The organism is Clostridium sp. OF09-36 (assembly GCF_003481985.1).
In the GTDB taxonomy this organism is placed as follows: domain Bacteria; phylum Bacillota; class Clostridia; order Lachnospirales; family Lachnospiraceae; genus Brotaphodocola.
Genome location: NZ_QUMD01000003.1, coordinates 88,720 through 104,209, shown reverse-complemented (window position 1 = coordinate 104,209; position 15,490 = coordinate 88,720). Strand labels below are relative to the sequence as shown.

Annotated in this window: 19 protein-coding genes; 5 read left to right on the top strand and 14 right to left on the bottom strand. The window is 50.9% G+C overall.

Translation table 11 applies throughout. The features are described 5' to 3' along the window. Positions 1 to 93: 93 nt before the first annotated feature. Positions 94 to 1,323, top strand: coding sequence for a mandelate racemase/muconate lactonizing enzyme family protein (locus DXA97_RS03820; RefSeq protein ID WP_118718625.1), 1,230 nt, complete (start codon positions 94 to 96; stop codon positions 1,321 to 1,323). 17 nt (positions 1,324 to 1,340) lie between these two features. Here the strand turns inward: DXA97_RS03820 and DXA97_RS03815 are convergent, their stop codons facing one another. The 14 genes from DXA97_RS03815 to DXA97_RS03750 form a co-directional block, all read right to left on the bottom strand. After that, on the bottom strand, positions 1,341 to 1,805 hold the full coding sequence (locus DXA97_RS03815) for an FHA domain-containing protein (protein ID WP_118718624.1): 465 nt from the start codon (positions 1,803 to 1,805) through the stop codon (positions 1,341 to 1,343). Next, on the bottom strand, positions 1,802 to 2,731 hold the full coding sequence (locus tag DXA97_RS03810; protein ID WP_118718623.1) for a DUF6382 domain-containing protein: 930 nt from the start codon (positions 2,729 to 2,731) through the stop codon (positions 1,802 to 1,804). The genes DXA97_RS03815 and DXA97_RS03810 overlap by 4 nt, the downstream gene beginning before the upstream one ends. Beyond that, positions 2,728 to 2,997: a hypothetical protein gene (locus DXA97_RS03805; RefSeq protein WP_118718622.1), complete on the bottom strand. Its 270-nt coding sequence runs from the start codon at positions 2,995 to 2,997 to the stop codon at positions 2,728 to 2,730. The genes DXA97_RS03810 and DXA97_RS03805 overlap by 4 nt, the downstream gene beginning before the upstream one ends. A 189-nt stretch (positions 2,998 to 3,186) precedes the next feature. Further along, positions 3,187 to 3,792: a hypothetical protein gene (locus DXA97_RS03800; protein ID WP_118718621.1), complete on the bottom strand. Its 606-nt coding sequence runs from the start codon at positions 3,790 to 3,792 to the stop codon at positions 3,187 to 3,189. 5 nt (positions 3,793 to 3,797) lie between these two features. Continuing rightward, positions 3,798 to 4,778: a hypothetical protein gene (locus DXA97_RS03795; RefSeq protein WP_118718620.1), complete on the bottom strand. Its 981-nt coding sequence runs from the start codon at positions 4,776 to 4,778 to the stop codon at positions 3,798 to 3,800. Positions 4,779 to 4,795: 17 nt separating this feature from the next. Continuing rightward, positions 4,796 to 5,413, bottom strand: coding sequence for a DUF5702 domain-containing protein (locus DXA97_RS20705; protein WP_279221129.1), 618 nt, complete (start codon positions 5,411 to 5,413; stop codon positions 4,796 to 4,798). Positions 5,414 to 5,421: 8 nt separating this feature from the next. Then, positions 5,422 to 6,426 (bottom strand): DUF5702 domain-containing protein, encoded by a 1,005-nt coding sequence (locus DXA97_RS21485; RefSeq protein WP_147355535.1) that lies wholly within the window; start codon positions 6,424 to 6,426, stop codon positions 5,422 to 5,424. Continuing rightward, the gene (locus tag DXA97_RS03780; protein ID WP_118718617.1) at positions 6,384 to 6,854 is read right to left on the bottom strand and encodes a hypothetical protein; all 471 of its coding nucleotides are present in this window, start codon (positions 6,852 to 6,854) and stop codon (positions 6,384 to 6,386) included. Before DXA97_RS03780 ends, DXA97_RS21485 begins: the two co-directional genes overlap by 43 nt. A gap of 27 nt (positions 6,855 to 6,881) precedes the next feature. Further along, complete coding sequence (locus tag DXA97_RS03775) at positions 6,882 to 7,085, bottom strand: Flp1 family type IVb pilin (protein ID WP_118718616.1); 204 nt, start codon at positions 7,083 to 7,085, stop codon at positions 6,882 to 6,884. Between the two features lie 58 nt (positions 7,086 to 7,143). Then, positions 7,144 to 8,349, bottom strand: coding sequence for a hypothetical protein (locus DXA97_RS03770; protein WP_118718615.1), 1,206 nt, complete (start codon positions 8,347 to 8,349; stop codon positions 7,144 to 7,146). A gap of 181 nt (positions 8,350 to 8,530) precedes the next feature. Beyond that, on the bottom strand, positions 8,531 to 9,226 hold the full coding sequence (locus DXA97_RS03765) for a type II secretion system F family protein (RefSeq protein ID WP_243031980.1): 696 nt from the start codon (positions 9,224 to 9,226) through the stop codon (positions 8,531 to 8,533). Between the two features lie 34 nt (positions 9,227 to 9,260). Then, positions 9,261 to 10,523, bottom strand: a complete 1,263-nt coding sequence (locus DXA97_RS03760) for a CpaF family protein (protein ID WP_118718720.1) — start codon at positions 10,521 to 10,523, stop codon at positions 9,261 to 9,263. Positions 10,524 to 10,683: 160 nt separating this feature from the next. Further along, positions 10,684 to 11,673: a hypothetical protein gene (locus DXA97_RS03755; protein WP_243031982.1), complete on the bottom strand. Its 990-nt coding sequence runs from the start codon at positions 11,671 to 11,673 to the stop codon at positions 10,684 to 10,686. Between the two features lie 255 nt (positions 11,674 to 11,928). Then, positions 11,929 to 12,459 carry an A24 family peptidase gene (locus DXA97_RS03750; protein WP_118718614.1) on the bottom strand — a complete coding sequence of 177 codons (531 nt, stop codon included), beginning with the start codon at positions 12,457 to 12,459 and terminating at the stop codon, positions 11,929 to 11,931. A gap of 477 nt (positions 12,460 to 12,936) precedes the next feature. Between DXA97_RS03750 and DXA97_RS03745 the strand changes: the two genes are divergently transcribed. From DXA97_RS03745 to DXA97_RS03730, 4 genes are all read left to right on the top strand, one after another. Then, positions 12,937 to 13,194, top strand: coding sequence for a hypothetical protein (locus DXA97_RS03745; RefSeq protein ID WP_118718613.1), 258 nt, complete (start codon positions 12,937 to 12,939; stop codon positions 13,192 to 13,194). A gap of 248 nt (positions 13,195 to 13,442) precedes the next feature. Next, positions 13,443 to 13,775, top strand: coding sequence for a metalloregulator ArsR/SmtB family transcription factor (locus DXA97_RS03740; RefSeq protein ID WP_118543139.1), 333 nt, complete (start codon positions 13,443 to 13,445; stop codon positions 13,773 to 13,775). Positions 13,776 to 13,844: 69 nt separating this feature from the next. Next, positions 13,845 to 14,087, top strand: coding sequence for a DUF2508 family protein (locus DXA97_RS03735; RefSeq protein WP_243107548.1), 243 nt, complete (start codon positions 13,845 to 13,847; stop codon positions 14,085 to 14,087). A gap of 67 nt (positions 14,088 to 14,154) precedes the next feature. Then, a complete protein-coding gene (locus DXA97_RS03730) occupies positions 14,155 to 15,489 on the top strand; it encodes an alpha-amylase family glycosyl hydrolase (protein WP_118718612.1) in 1,335 nt (444 codons plus the stop codon). Position 15,490 lies beyond the last annotated feature (1 nt).

Sequence of the window (15,490 nt, the reverse complement as noted above, 5' to 3'; positions counted from 1 at the left end):
CAAAAATCCATATACAAAAAGCGTTGATTGTACATATGACACATACTATAATTTTCTAGGATATTCTATCGTTTACAAGGAGGAAATTTTCCCATGTCTATCATTACCAATGTACGCACCATCCGCCTGGAGCAGTTTCCAAACAGCATCTGGGTTGAGATTGAAACTGATGAAAACCTTATCGGACTGGGCGAAGCCTGGCGAGGTACCGCTGCGATCGAAACCATCATCCATCACGATATCTGCCCGTGGCTGATCGGACAGGATTCCAGAAATATCGAACTTATTTCCAGAACCCTGCTGACCCCTTATGTGGGCTTTCACAGTGCCAGCGCAGAAGTCCGCGCTGCCAGTGCGATCGATATCGCACTCTGGGATCTGGCCGGAAAACGCCACGGCATTCCGGTTTATGAGGCACTGGGAGGCGCTTCCCGCTCTTCTATCCAGGTTTACAACACCTGCTCCGGTTATTCCTTCAATGCCAGCAGCAGTGCCTATAACTCCGGAAGCAGCCGCCGCATGATCACTGACAATGATGAAATGCGTGGACCTTATGATGACCAGGTCGCATTCAACCGTGACGCCGGTGCCCTGGCAAAAAGCCTGTTAAGCGAGGGCTATAAAATCATGAAGATCTGGCCGTTTGATCCATTTGCAGCCAAGACCCAGGGAAACTGGATCTCTGCCACAGATCTGGAAACTGGCCTGAAACCATTCCAGCAGATCCGCGATGCAGTCGGCAACCAGATTGAAGTCATGTGTGAGATGCACAGTCTCTGGAGTGCACCTGCTGCCCTCCGCATCTGTAAAGCACTGGAACCTTACGACATTTTCTGGGCAGAGGACCCGCTCTGCAAAATGGATGATATCCAGCAGATCAAAGAACTCCGCCATAAGACCAGAACACCGATCTGCGGCAGTGAAACGCTCGCCGGAGCCGTCACCTTCCGCCAAATGTTCGCAGCAGGTGCATTTGATTACGCCATGCTGGATCTTGGCTGGTGCGGTGGCCTTACAGAAGGCCGCAAGATTGCTGCCCTTGCAGAAAGCTATAATATTCCGATCGCACCGCACGACTGCACCGGTCCGGTCCTTCTGTGGGCTGGCCTTCACCTGGGCTTAAACTCCCCGGCCGGGCTGTTCCAGGAGGTTGTGCGTGCAAACCTTGCGACCTGGTACCAGGATATTGTGGAAGCACTTCCGGTCATTGAAGATGGTCATACCAAGCTTCCAACCGCACCAGGCATCGGAGCCGTACTCCGTCCTGAAGTAAAGAAACGGGCAGATGCGATCATCCGGGAGACTGGGGCTAGTCATTCATAAGACAAAAATAAATCTCCCTACTCAAACCGGTACCTTACCCCCGCAATGTTTACCTCCACTCCATCCCAGATTTCCATGGTCTCATTATTTTCCAGCATATGACCGCCCACGCTGGTCCCATTTGTGGAATTTAAATCCTGTACATAATAGCGGTCATCTTTCCGGTCAATCCTAAGGTGAAGCCGGCTGACCGTTTCCCGGGCCAGGACATAGTCTACCAGATTTTCCTGTTTTCCAATGATAAACGGGTAATATGCGATGGCAATATCCTCTGTGCCTGCATCCAATGTCACAAGCCTTCGGATGCGGGCACTGCTTTCGGAAGCTTCCCCATTCAAAAGAACGGTGTCACTGCTCTGCATAGGCCGTTCAAATGACTGCACTGCTGTTTCCTGTTTTCCCGCCTGATTTCTTTGCGTGACCGCCCCGTATTCCTGAAAATCTTCCGGCGATTCCGGAGAATCGTTTTCTGCAAACATCATCTCCCAAGCATCTGGAGCGCCCGCTCATACTCCCGCTGTTTCTCCTCCTGCCGTTTTTTTCTGCGCTCTTTCCACCTTCCAAAAAAGCCACCCTGTTCCGGTTCTGAATCTGTCTGGATCTTGCTGGTGCGCACCGTTCCCAGCTGCCATTCTGCCGGCTGGTTTCCGTTTGGCATCGATTTCCAGTCAGCTTCCCCAGTCTGGTACTGATCCTGCTCCTGCCACTTCCACTCAGAGCTTTCATTCGCGACAACAGCTCTGTCTGTGGCAGCAGCTCCGTCTGTTTGTGTTATTTCATCAGTCCCCATTCTTTCATTTCGTCCATATCCTGTTCGAAACTCACTTGAATCGCTCCTGTGTTCCGACCCGCTCACACTGTATTTCTGCTGCGCAAGCCGTAAAATATCTCCCATTCCATAATTTTCTTTTCTGGTTTCCTGGTAGAGTCCATACGCCAGCACCACGGATTCCTTATCACGGTGGTCTACTTTTCCAAGAAGGTACTCCAAAAGCTTACTATAGTCCTCCGGGAAATCGCACTCTCTTCCAGGAACCAGGCACAACCAGACCTTTAGGTTTTCCGGATCTACATACAGATATTCCGGATCCAGCAATACACTTTTCTCACTGAGCAGGTACTGCTCCATATGATCCAGGGCACGTGCGATTCCAAATACCAGGGCGCGGATCTGCGGTGCCTGCACAGACTGCCCCTCCAGCATTCGGATCAATGGCTGTCTGGATGTGATCTCATAAAAGAAACGGATTTTTTCATCCTTCTGTCTTACCTGAAAATGCAGGATTCCGTCAATCTGGTTCTGCTCCAGCATTTTCTGCTCAAATGGAATCATTTCCGGAATCTCCGACAGTTCCGGGTCTACGATCAGGTAATTTCGCTTCATTTCTCTCTGATAACTGGTCTTCATGTTCTATCCTCCACCAGACTCCACATCCTAAGCAAATTTTCCGGCCGGAATACAGGTGCCGAAATCTCTAAGCTCCAATTTCTTCCGCCTGCCTGCCTCTGAATGCGCTCCTCCCGGTCATGCCCGATCTGATGACGTTCCCGCTCCACAGTTTCATGCAGCCTGAAATTTCCTGCTGTCCTGGCACTCCAGCTCATTGCCTGTCCCATCAGGACCATAAATGTGACCAGCACTGCCGCTATAACGCCTGCGGCCTCTACCGTCATACTGGCCCGCAATCCTTTTTTCTGACGTCTTTCTCCCGTGTATATCACTCGCTCTTGCCTATCCCCTTCCTGACAGCCACCTGTCTTTATGCGAGGTGCACTCTGCATTCCCTTCTAATAGCTCCATAACATGCTCAATCACTGCTTTGCATTCCACGAAATATTTCGGATGTCTTAGGAAATAATTTCCTATAAAACCAAAATTCCCATCTGTACCAGCCGGCTTACCACAATCCCAATTCCAGGTACCACTGCAAAAGGCAAAAACGGAAGCTCTGTCTTTCCAATCCCCATTTTTCTCTTCTGATTGTTGTTTCGGTTCTGGCAGCGGTTCACACAGTGAAACACATAATAGCCCAATCCAAATAACCCGCTGCTAAACACTGCCCCGCACAAAAGGAGCAGATTATCTGCCAGCCCCAGGAGCAGACCGCTTACCAGAAAAAAGCAGCCGTCCCCTGTTCCGATTCCCTGGCTCAGCCAGGAAAATACCAGCAGGGCCACACCTGGCAGAAGGCCAGACAGATAAGGCAGACAGACCTCCCACACGCTCCCAGTGCCTGAACCATCTCCATATAAAGCAGCTCCTCCTGCCATGATCATTGGACGCACCACTGACTCCTCCCCGGTATACAATGCCATAAAAACGGTCAGTACCTGAAACACCACTGCTGCCATTCCGGCCAAACATAATACCCATATCCTGATCTGTTTTGCTTTTAAGTCCTGCCAGGCCGCTGTCATCAGAAAAATTATAAAGATGCCCATGCGGGCCAGAACCAGAGTCATCGTCATTTTTGTCATCCTCCACCGCAATAAGAGCAGGCCCCCAGATGCTTTACCTCTTTTAATTTTACGGCCCGCACATAAGCCATGATCGCATTACAGTCCTGCATCGTATGGTAGCGTCCCCCGCTTGGCATAATGTAAACGGTGCTTCCCTTTCCTGCGTTTTTTGCACAGGAGGCGCATGGATAATATTTGCTGCCGTCTGTGTTCCGCTTACCGGATACACTTTCCCAGGCTACCGCAGTCAGCTTGTTTGACAGGTAATGGCAGCTCCGGTCCGGATGATAGCGCGTGCTGTTCTTCCCGACATATACAATCTGCTCATCCTCATCACCGGCATTCGCATCTGCCCCATAACGCCCTTCTCTTCCGATCCAGCACCGTCTCCGGCTTCGCACCGTGCGATGAAGGGAGGAAAGTCCGAGTACCGGAAACGGAAAGGAAATATCATATTCCATAACCAGATCCAGCGTCTCCCCATCCTCACGGATAGAAGATCCCAGCATACTGACGTGGGATACCCGCGCCGTGTCACAGTAATCCATTGTTTTTCCGTAGGCATAAATGGGAGCTGCTACGACCGCTGCATTCTGGCAAAATGCCAGGGCTGCTTCCCCTGCCCCTAGAATGCTGCCTAAGTTTCCCCGCTCGACACTGTCCAGGAGATACGCATACTGGCTCAGTTCCTCTCCCACAGCTTCCAGGCCTGCCTGCATTTTCCGCTCTGTCATCATGATCCTGGCCGGAAGCATCAGACAGACTGAAGCAAAGATCAGGAGTGGCAGCACCAGGGATGCTTCCAGTGTCAGGGACGCGTTTAGGGAGGTGAAAGGGAATGCCCTGCTGGACTCATATTTCCTGCCGCATTTTGGGGCTGAGAACCATTTGTCTTTCTGAAAGGGGCTTCGTACTTGGAGAGGTACATTTGTTTTATTTTTCTGATTCGCCCGTTGTTTTCCACGGCTGACCAGATCTTTCATCCAGCAGAGCATTCCTTTTCACCTCCTTTTTAATAGCGCCGTTCTACTTTCACGGTCAGATTCATTCCCGTTTCCCGGTTTCCTGTCATGTTTTCCACAAATGCCGGAGAAAAGAACAGGTATTTTCCACAAACATTCCCGGACATGTGCACCTGATACACTCCGTTTCGCATGCGGAATCCGCTTTTTCCCTGTCCCAGATTCAGCTGGATCACATCCATGATCCGGTATTCCTGCCGGACTGCCGGTTCCACAAATAGCAGGATCTTCAGCCAGGAAAGATACGAAAGTCCGCGTTCCCCGCCTCCCGCTTCCAGTGTTCCATCCCGTCCTAAAACCAGCAGGTTTTCCACATCTAACGTCCAGTCCTCTGATGTTTTCAACAAAACCACCTTTTTCCCGGCCAGAAGTCCTTTTACGTCCATAAGTGCTTCCCCTAAAGCCCAGACTGACATAACAAAAAAGGTTGTCACCAGAATCAGCGGTGTGATGGAACCGGCACCTGTGATCACGGCTGCCAGCGCCCTGGCCTGTTCCCGCTTCCCGCTGTCAGAAAGAATATGGATCAGATTCAGGCCGGACCGGACTGCTAAAAGCCGGTGCACCGCATCGCTTAAATTTTCCCGGTCACTTGCGTTTCCAAACAGGAGGTATTCTATCTCGTAATCCAGAACCTGCGCCTGTGTTTCCAGCTGTATTTCCGGCTTTGTGCCGTCCCCCGTTGTTTCGCCTGGATCTGTCCCGGTCTTTGACAGACCTTTCCGTTTCTCCCTTTCTCCGAAATATTCTTCTGCTCTGCTCCCGAACAAAACTGTGAGAAAAACATCCCGCAGTATTCATTCACCAGAACATGATCCACCATGCTGCCGCTCCCGGCACCCTCCTCATAGCTTTCTGTATGGGAAGGAAGCTCTGCTGTGCTGGCGAGCTTTTCCGATATCTGGTGTCCATCTGGTACCAGAAGGCCCAGCATTCCCTCCTGGTAAAGCTGTTCCACCTGCTTTAACCAGCCTTCTTTTTCTTTATCCTGAATGCCATGCGCAAACGATAAGACCGGGATTACGATACCCTCCAGTCCATTGCGCACCGGTCTCCACAGGCTCTCATAATCTGGCTCGCCGCCATCTCCGTCTTCATCGTCATCATCCTCCCATTCCTCAATCTCCCGTTCCACTTCATAGGAGAGCTCGATCAATGCTTCCAGACGCTGGATCTGCTCAGCACTGCTTAGGTCCAGATCCCGGATTTCCTGACGCCGTTTTCCATCTTCCGCTATGTATGCCTCGTATTCCTGGATTTCCTCCTCCAGGGCCGCTGCTGTCCCGGCACTTAAACGGTCCGCACGTGCATTCTGCTCCTGCCGGTCTGATGCCAGGACAGTGGCCAGCTTGTCTGCTTCTTTTTCATATTGCCGGACCAGTCCCGGAATCTTTCTTAATTCCCCGATCATCCGCTCTGCCTCCCGGCGAAATCCTGCACCGTCATAAGACGAGAGACTGTTTAAGCCCTGTTCACGGAATGTCCGCTGCCGGTCCAGATTTCCGCTGATATCTTCCAGAACCCGCTCCAGCTTCCACACATCCCGGGTCCTGAGGCGGTAGCTCTGTGCCATCTCAGTCACCGCCTCTGCCTCCCGCTCATAGTCCCAGAGCTCCGGCACGGCATCGCCTCAAAATCCAGCTTCCATACTCCGTATTTCATGTAATCCAGGATTTCTTTCTCCAGATATGCACCATGACCGTCCGTGGCCCGCACAATTTCCTCCGCAGCCGTCTGCTCCAATGCCATAGGATACCAGTTTTTTGTTTCCAGATAAGGCAGCAGAAATCCTGCGAAATCCTGCTCAATCTCTTCCGGGCCTTCATATTCCGCAAACAACAAGCGATACCGGTCCCACAGTTCCCGATGATACTGGCTGAATACAGAATCCATGGCAGAGGATGCTGCCATCTGCAAGTACCATCTTGCCCCGGCCGTCCGCGCCGACTCCATCAGCACACACAAAAATGCAAAAAGGATCATTAGGATCATGCTGATAAACACTGTGATCTGTCCGCTTAATCCCTGTTTTTTTCCATACTGCCTCATCCCGCATCACATCCTGACCATGTATTCCTAATACACTTCCTTTGACTGGCTCTCGATCTCCTTAAAAATGTTTTCCAGCAGCTTGGTGATCTGGGCCTTGAAAATGATGACCAATCCAATGAGCACGACAAGGAGCAAAACAATCTCGATTGTGCCAACGCCTTCTTCCTGTTTCCAGAACGCGTTCCACTCCTGCAGCAGCTTATGTTCCTTCCAATTCTTCTTATTCATATGTTTCCCCCATTTCTTTTGTTATTTCGTAACTATCCAATATGTTTGCGCATTTACTTCACCCCATTGTCATCATGGCAGGCACCATGATAAAGATCATCACTACAAACAGCAGGAGCAGAAGCGGAGCCAGAAGCTTAGTCCCCGCTTCTTCCCCCAGTCTTCTCGCCAGATTTTTCCGCAGTTCAAATGCATCCACCACCTCTCTGTGCAAAAGCTCCCTCAGGTTTTTTGTTCCGGTCTTCCGGTTCTGTTCCAGGATGCTGCTCAGCTTTAAATATGGCTGAAGGCGGCACCGCCTTCCAAAATCCCGGTATGCGGCTCCCTCTGCCGTTCCATTTTCCATCTGGTAATAGGTCTGGCGCATTTCTTCGTAAGCAGGCCGTACCTTTTTCCCAGATACGTTTTCATAATCATGGACCATGCGGCCCCAGGCATTGCGCACTGTCATTCCGGCGCCTACCAGCACCTGCAGCTTTGACACCACCTCCGGATAATCCAGCAAAAGCTGCTGCTCCCGTTTTTTCTCCAGCTTCTGCTGGCCCGATTTTTCCTGCAACAGAAGAAGCATCGCCATCAGCACACCCAATAATGGAATCACAGCATAACTGTTTTTTTCTGCGCTTCGGTAAGACAACGCTTTCCCCTGATATTCCATTGGAAGCTGCAGCGATGATGACTGCTTTTGCTGTTCATCCAGACGGTTTACCTCTTTCGAAAAATGCTTTCTCAGCAGTTCCTCCTCCGTCAGTTTCTTAGGCACCAGCGTTACCGGCAGTTCAAAATCTGCCCGGTACTCGCCTGCTGAAAGCTCTGCCTGAAGCACCACCTCCTGTTTCTTTTCAATCTCAGAAGACAAAAGCTCCGGCTCTGAAGAATGCCAGCGCACCCGCACACCATACTCATCCAGATAAGAGGGAAGCTTCAGATTTTCCGACACTGCCTGAAGACTCTCGTTCTTTCCGCGGATTTCTTCCTCCAGACTGTCCATGATCTCAAAAAACACCGCATCCGCTTCTTCTCTTGTGTAGACCCTTGGACTGACCTTTACCGTCACCGTCTGCTCTTCAGTTCCAAGGCCGCTTACTACCAGCTGTTCTTCTTTTAGTGAGCCACCATATCCTTCCCTTTCCAGCTGCCCCTGTGACAAGCCATTTTCCTGATCCGGTGCCAGATAAGTCAGATACCCCCAAAGGAGCAGGCTGACTGCAACACAGACGCCCGGGCGCAGGAAGCTGCTTTTTGCAATCCTGCTTCGCCACATTCTGATCTGTTCTATCCACCTTCGATTGTTTTTGCCCGCTTCTGTTTTGCTTTGTCCAGTTCTTTGCGGCTCTGTTTTGCCATAACGTATTCCGTTTTGCAGCGGTCTTCTCTGGGCACTCCTGCCCTGCATTGATTTATATTTGTTTCTTTCGTTTTGTCCTCCACCGCCTGCTCTCATACTACACCTCAATGTCGAGAATCCGCTCTGACAGCCAGAAGGCAGTCAGATATAATCCCATACACAATGTCATAAGGCACCGTCCCATTCCGGTCCGGTACATCTGGTCAAAGAAGCCCGGCGAGGTTCCTTCCACATAGAAAACGATGAAAAAAGGAATCAGGTTCATGATCTTCTGCTCAAACTGTCTCGACGCTGTCAGCGTCATGATCTCTTCTTTTACCTGCATCTTATCCCGGATTACTTCCGCCGTGTGGCGCATGATGCTTCCCAGATCACCTCCTGTCCGCTTTCCGATTCCCAGCACCTCTGCCAGATTCTGCACATCCTCCAGCCCGCTCCGGGCGGCAAACTCCAAAAGCACCTGCTCCACATTCCGGTTGGTCCGGATCTGCTGCACCATTCCGGAAAACTCCTGAACGATCAGTCCTTTTTCCCCATACAAAAGCCGCAACTCCTCCAGACTCACTGCCATGGCATTTTCCATGGCGTAGCCTGCACTAAGCGATGCTGCCAGGATCACCATAGCTTCCTTAAACTGCTGTGCTAAAAGGAGCTTGCGTTTTTTTAAACGCTGTCTTCGCTCCCTCCAGAAAAGAAGAAAAACACTGACCGGCAGCAACAGCAGAAATACCTGCATGCTGCGGTAAAACACATAAGCAAATAAGCCGCTCACTGCCGCACTTTTTCCAAGCACCCATGCAAACTCCTTTGCTGACAGGTGATACTGGTTATAATCCAGTCCCTGCTGTTTCCCAGCCTGCTGCCTGCAGTTTTTCCCGGTTTTTAAGGTTCCCGACCCGGACCAGCGTGCCCGAAACCCTTCCTTTTCCGCTCCGTTGCAAAGCTCTGCTCTTACCGCACTTTTCTGGCTCTCCCCGCTCCTTTTCCTCATCTGCATCCCTTCTTTCCATAAAACGGTAAAGCGGGTTTAGCTGGATCTCCCCATCCGAAAAGCCTGTCACCTCCATAATCTCCAGCACCCTCCTGCTCCGGTCCCGGAGTCTCCCAAGGTGAACCAGAATATCTATCGCCGAGGCGATCTGCCCCCTTACCGCAGGTAGCGGCAGGTCTGCAGCCATCAGCGTCATGGTTTCAAGCCGGGAAAGCATATCCCGCGCACTATTCCCATGTCCTGTGGAAAGGCCAAAATGTCCGGTGTTGAGCGCCTGCAGCATGTCCAGGCATTCTTTTCCACGGACCTCCCCAACGATCAGGTAATTGGGGCGCATTCGCAAGGATGCCCGGATCAGATCACTGATCTCGACTGCACCTTCGCCCTCTGCATTCGCTCCCCGGGTCTCCAGGCGCACCAGATTTGGTACCTGGGTGATCTGCAGCTCTGCAGAGTCCTCAATCGTAATGACCCGCTCTGTCTCGGGAATATAAGATGATAACGCATTCAAAAATGTGGTCTTTCCGGATCCGGTTCCGCCACTGATGAAGATGTTATACCCGGACCGCACCAGCATCCCCAAAAATTCTGCCGCCTCTTCCGTTAAAGAGCCATAGTGGATCAGACGCTCAATGGTGATCGGTTCCGGGAATTTCCGGATCGTCACCACCGGTCCCTCCAGGGCAATGGGTGGAAGTACGATGTGTACACGGGAACCATCTTCTACCAGCCTTGCATCCGCGATCGGCCTGCTTACATTCACCACCCGGTTGATCTTGCTGACAATCTGCTGGATCATATCCTCAAGCTGCTCCACGCTCTCAAAGCTGTGCTCCCAACGTTCCAGCCTTCCTCCCCGCTCAACAAAAATATGGTCTTTTCCATTGACCATGATCTCTGTCACTTCCGGGTCATCGACCAGCTCCTGCAAAATATCAAGCCGCCGGAAGCTGTCAAACAGCCGGTTTTTCAGCTCAATGCGCTCTCCCAAAGGCAGGTAGCGGTGTTCTGCCTGACCTGCGATTGCCTGGTCGATGCAATCGTACAATTCCTCATCCCCGATCTGATCCAGACCAGACAGTCCTTCCCGCACCTCCATGCGAAGAAGGTCCAGAAGATTTTTCTCCTGTTCTCGCGGGTCACTTCCCGCTGCCGCATGGTCCGCTCCCACATTTGTCCAAGCCACATCTATCACCTCCCCACAAAATTGTTATCCTTCACATGTATATGCCCGGCAACGGGGTTTTGGTTTTTCCTCCTTATCTTAATTCCCGCACAAAGTCTCCCAGCTCTCCCCACAAAAGCTGCTCCAGGTAATTTTCCCGGACAAGAGCCTGCCCTGGTCCCGGGAGCTTTAAAAACCGCAGCTTTTCCCAAATCACACTGCGCCCGGACCGTTTTAAGTATTCCTTCCACTCCTCCAGCTTTGCAGCTGATACGACATCCTCCTTTACCGGGACATATACCAGGTCACAGACTGACAAAAGTTCCTCTGCCCCGCCGCAAAACATTCCTATATCCAGAAGCAAGGTTTCATAAGCACCGTCTGCTGCGATCCGCCGGATCAGCCCGGTAAATACTTCCTGGCTGATCCCGTTTTTATCCTCCGCATTGGTAAGCGGCGGAATATAATCCAGCCCACCCCAGTTGTAAGTCACGCTGCCCAGACGCACTGGACTGTATTCCCGCTGGATGTAATAATACAGCAGGTCTGAGAGTCCGCTGGTATACACCGTTGCTGTCAGGGCAGACAATGCGGAAAATTCCTCCAGCGTAAGATACAAGACCTTTTCATCCCGCGCCAGCACCTGTCCAAGTGTCAGTGCAAAGCTTGTTTTCCCGCAGCGGCCAATTGGGGAATACACACCAACGATCTGGCTTCTTCTGCCTGTTACCGTCATAAGCGGCAGAATTTCCTGTGGCTGGTACCAGGACATCACTTCCCGCAGAAGGCTGTCCGAAGCCTGGTATTTATACACCACGGCTTCTCCTTCTTTTGCCAGTCCGGTCTCACTAAGGCGCACAATCTGCGCCGCCCGGATCCCGATCAGCTCTTCTTGCGTGACGGAGTCCCCCACCAGGAGGATCGCAATCTCCTCCCGCTCCGAAAATTCCCGCAGCTTCTCCAGACTGGTAAATGCCACCACCCGAAACGGTACCTGTTCCCTCTGGTTTGCAAATTCTGCAAACCGGTCCGCATACCTGGAGTCCACGTCATAAACCGCCATAATCTTTTTTATTTCACTCATCCTCCTTATTCTGTAACCTCTTGGCCTGATCCCTGCCACATGCCCACGCCAATGTGCAGTTTCCACAGCAGCCTTTTTCATTACACAGGCGGCTTTCTTTCAAAACTCCTTTCTTTCACAGGCTTCCATTATCTACAAGAAAGAATGTGCCTTGGCACATTCTCGCGCCGAGGCGCGGTTGCTTTGGCAACCATCCACCTTTGCGCCGAGTGCGCATCCAAGCGGAGCGCTTTTTGTTTCATAGGACGCAATTTCCTATGAAATAAAATAAACAACAGCCTCATATCCCCACACGCCTGCAGCCAGGCAAACTGCGAACGGAATATGGTGCGGCGCATCGGCCTGCCCTAACGTGTCATAGGGACGGATCTCGCCGCTCACCCATGTGCTTACCACATAATTTCGCAGATAGCAAAAACGCTCTGCCGCCAGGCCATGTCTCCTCATTTTCCATAAGCTCCAGACTGCACCGGTGAAAAAGCCCAGTGCCACTGCATAGAAGCCTGCCTTTATTCCCAGATATCCGCCGATCACTGCCATCAGCTTTCCATCCCCCGCTCCCATGAACCGGAACCGGAACAATGCCATGCCAAACACCAGAAACAATGTGGCACCGGAAAAGAAACCAATTCCCCGCTGCAATACACCCGCAAACGCAAGCAGCATGAGCCAGATATTTTGCACCTTCCCATATTTCCAGTCCGTCCATGCACACAGTGTCACTCCTGCGCACAAAACCAGATTGTCTGCCCCGTATGCAATAAAAGACCACCCCCTTCTTTCCATTCACAACTGGTAAATACCTAAGTGAATATTCTGCCGAAATGGCTGATGTCTGAAAATCATGCATCTTCAGAACCTTATGAATCCCAGTAACTGCTTCGCACCTGCATATTTCGTGGCCGCATGCTTCATGGCCGCGTATTTCGTTGGCGCATGCTTCATGGCCGCATGCTTTATAGCCACATGTTTCATGGCTGCACAGTTACAAGTGAATGCTGCATCAGAACGATGCTGCGATCGTGCCCCTATCATACCCGATGTTAAGAGAAACCGTCAACGAAGACCAACTGCATAATTCGACAAAATTTGCGCAACCAAACAACAAATAGACAGTTTCCCTTCCAAATGCTATACTGTCTGTAACTGCTGCTATGTTACTGTTCACGCGTTGTGCAAACAGCAGCCTTACTTCTTCTGTCTGTCCGCACCCGCAGGCAGACCCCAAATCAAAAAAACAGATCAACCAAAAGGAGTATGAACATGAACGAATTATACGAAGCAATCGAAGCAAAGATCAAAGAGTCCGGCTACCCAAGGGAAATTTCCGGTGAAGCTGTTTACAACGATATCTGCGACCAGATCGAGGGCAAGGAAAATGGAGATTATGTACTGCTCTCCAAATTTGAGGAGGATGTCGTATTTGAATACCACATCACCATCTCGGATGAGGAGTTTAATCTTGGCGTTCTCACCATGCGCACCCCGGAAGGTGTATTTGAGACAGATTTCGACAAATAAATCTTCCTCTGTTCGCTGCACTTCCACACGATCACACCGCCGCCGGCCTCAAAGGCCTGGCGGCTTTTTTGTTTTCATAACAATCCCGTACCTTCACAGTCACGGACCGTTTTTCCAGCCCAAGCGCCCCGTATCATGTAACATTTTGACGAAAAACATCCTTTTTCTCCCACCTGCTTTGGTTGACATGAACAATCATTCGTGATAGAATGAGCTTAGTTCAATTTTTTAAACCAAAGGAGGTTTTTATGGCGGACTCCAAAGAACTACAGGAACTGTTTCACAGCTGCATGCCGCTGTTTATCGCCCTCGGAGATGAGGTCCGCTTAAACATCATCGAAGCATTGTGTATCGCCTCCCAGAACGGCCATGCGGAAGGGCTGAACGTAAACGAGATCACCCGGCAGACAAACCTGTCCAGACCGGCTATCTCCCATCATTTAAAGATCATGAAAAGCTGCGGACTGGTGGAAGTCACCCAGTCCGGTACTTCTAATTACTACCGTCTCACCTTTATGGACTGCACAAGGCAGCTTATGAAACTGGGTTATCTGGTTGAAGAGATTTTCAGCCAGGAATAAGTGTTATTTCTTACGCATAATTTTTCCATACATTCCAGATACTACACTCTAAAAGGAGTGTTTAAACCCATGAAAAAGAATGGAATGTCCTTCACGCGCAGGGAGTTTCGACAGGCTGCGGCGCTTGAAAACGTAAGACTGAAAGCCGAAATCCACCAGACGCAGTACAAAATGGAATCCTTATTAAACCAGTTTGACCAGGTGACGGACCCACCGCTGATCGACTGCTGTATCTACGAGCTGAACGCGGTCTGGCTCCGCTATCAGTTTCTGCTCCGGCGCTTCAAGCTGCTGGAGAATTTAGAGTTTTAGTAACTGTGAAGGTACTGGACAGTTACGATTTTTACACGAAAAATTACAACAGGAGGACTTGTTATCTATGGCATCATGGTATGAAAAAGCAGTGTTTTATCATATTTATCCGCTTGGTATGCTGGGGGCACCCTTTGCCAACACCGAAGACGCCGCAGCTGACCGCTTCCCTGAACTGGACCAATGGGTTCCCCATATGGAAGCGCTAGGCTGTACCGCACTTTACATCGGACCACTCTTTGAGTCCTCCTCCCATGGATACGACACCCGTGACTACCGCCTCGTAGACCGCCGTCTCGGCACCAATGAAGGCTTCCGTCATTTCACAGAGCTCTGCCACAAAGCTGGCATTAAGGTTGTGGTAGACGGGGTATTCAACCACACTGGCCGCGAATTTTTTGCCTTTCAGGACATTCAGAAGAACCGGGAACAGTCCCGCTACTGCGGCTGGTACAAGGGGGTTAACTTTGGCTGGAACAGCCCTTACAACGACGGCTTCGGTTACGAGGCATGGCAGGGACATTTTGAGCTTCCCTGCTTAAACCTGCAGAACCCGGAGGTAAAACAGTATCTGTTCGATGTCATCCGCTTCTGGATCTCTGAATTCGACATCGACGGCATCCGCTTAGACTGCGCCAATGTCATGGATTTCGGATTCATGCAGGAAATGCGTTCCCAGACCGCTTCCATGGAACCGGACTTCTGGCTTATGGGCGAGGTCATTCACGGCGAATACGGACGCTGGGTCAATGACGGCATGCTCCATTCCGTCACCAACTACGAATTACATAAGAGCCTGTATTCCGGACTCAACGACCATAACTTCTTTGAGATTGCCCACAATGTGCGGAGACTGGAGGCCATCGGCACAAAGCTTTACACATTTCTGGACAATCACGACGAAAACCGCATTGCCAGCAAATTAAATAAAAAGGCACACCTGCCATTAGCATGGACACTGCTCTTTACCCTTCCGGGCATTCCTTCTATTTATTATGGCGGGGAATGGGAACTCACAGGTACCCGCACCCGGGAAAGCGATGCTGCACTCAGGCCACATATTACACTGGAAGAAGGCGAGGCAAAGCACTGTGACCTCACAGACCTGATCACAAAGCTGGCCCGTATCCACACGGAAAACCCGGAATTCCATGGCGGCCGCTACCAGGAGCTTCTGCTGACAAACCGGCAGTATGCATTTGCAAGACACGCACAAGGAAGCATCTGCATGACTGCCGCTAACAGTGACGACCAGGAAAGCCACCTTTCGGTTCCGGTCCCGCTGCATGCCTCCAAAGCCGAAAATCTGATGGACGGTTCCATCATTCCAGTTGAGAACGGAAAATTAAACCTTACATTACCGGGCAACAGCAGTGTTGTCTTAAAGATCAGGGAGGACTAAC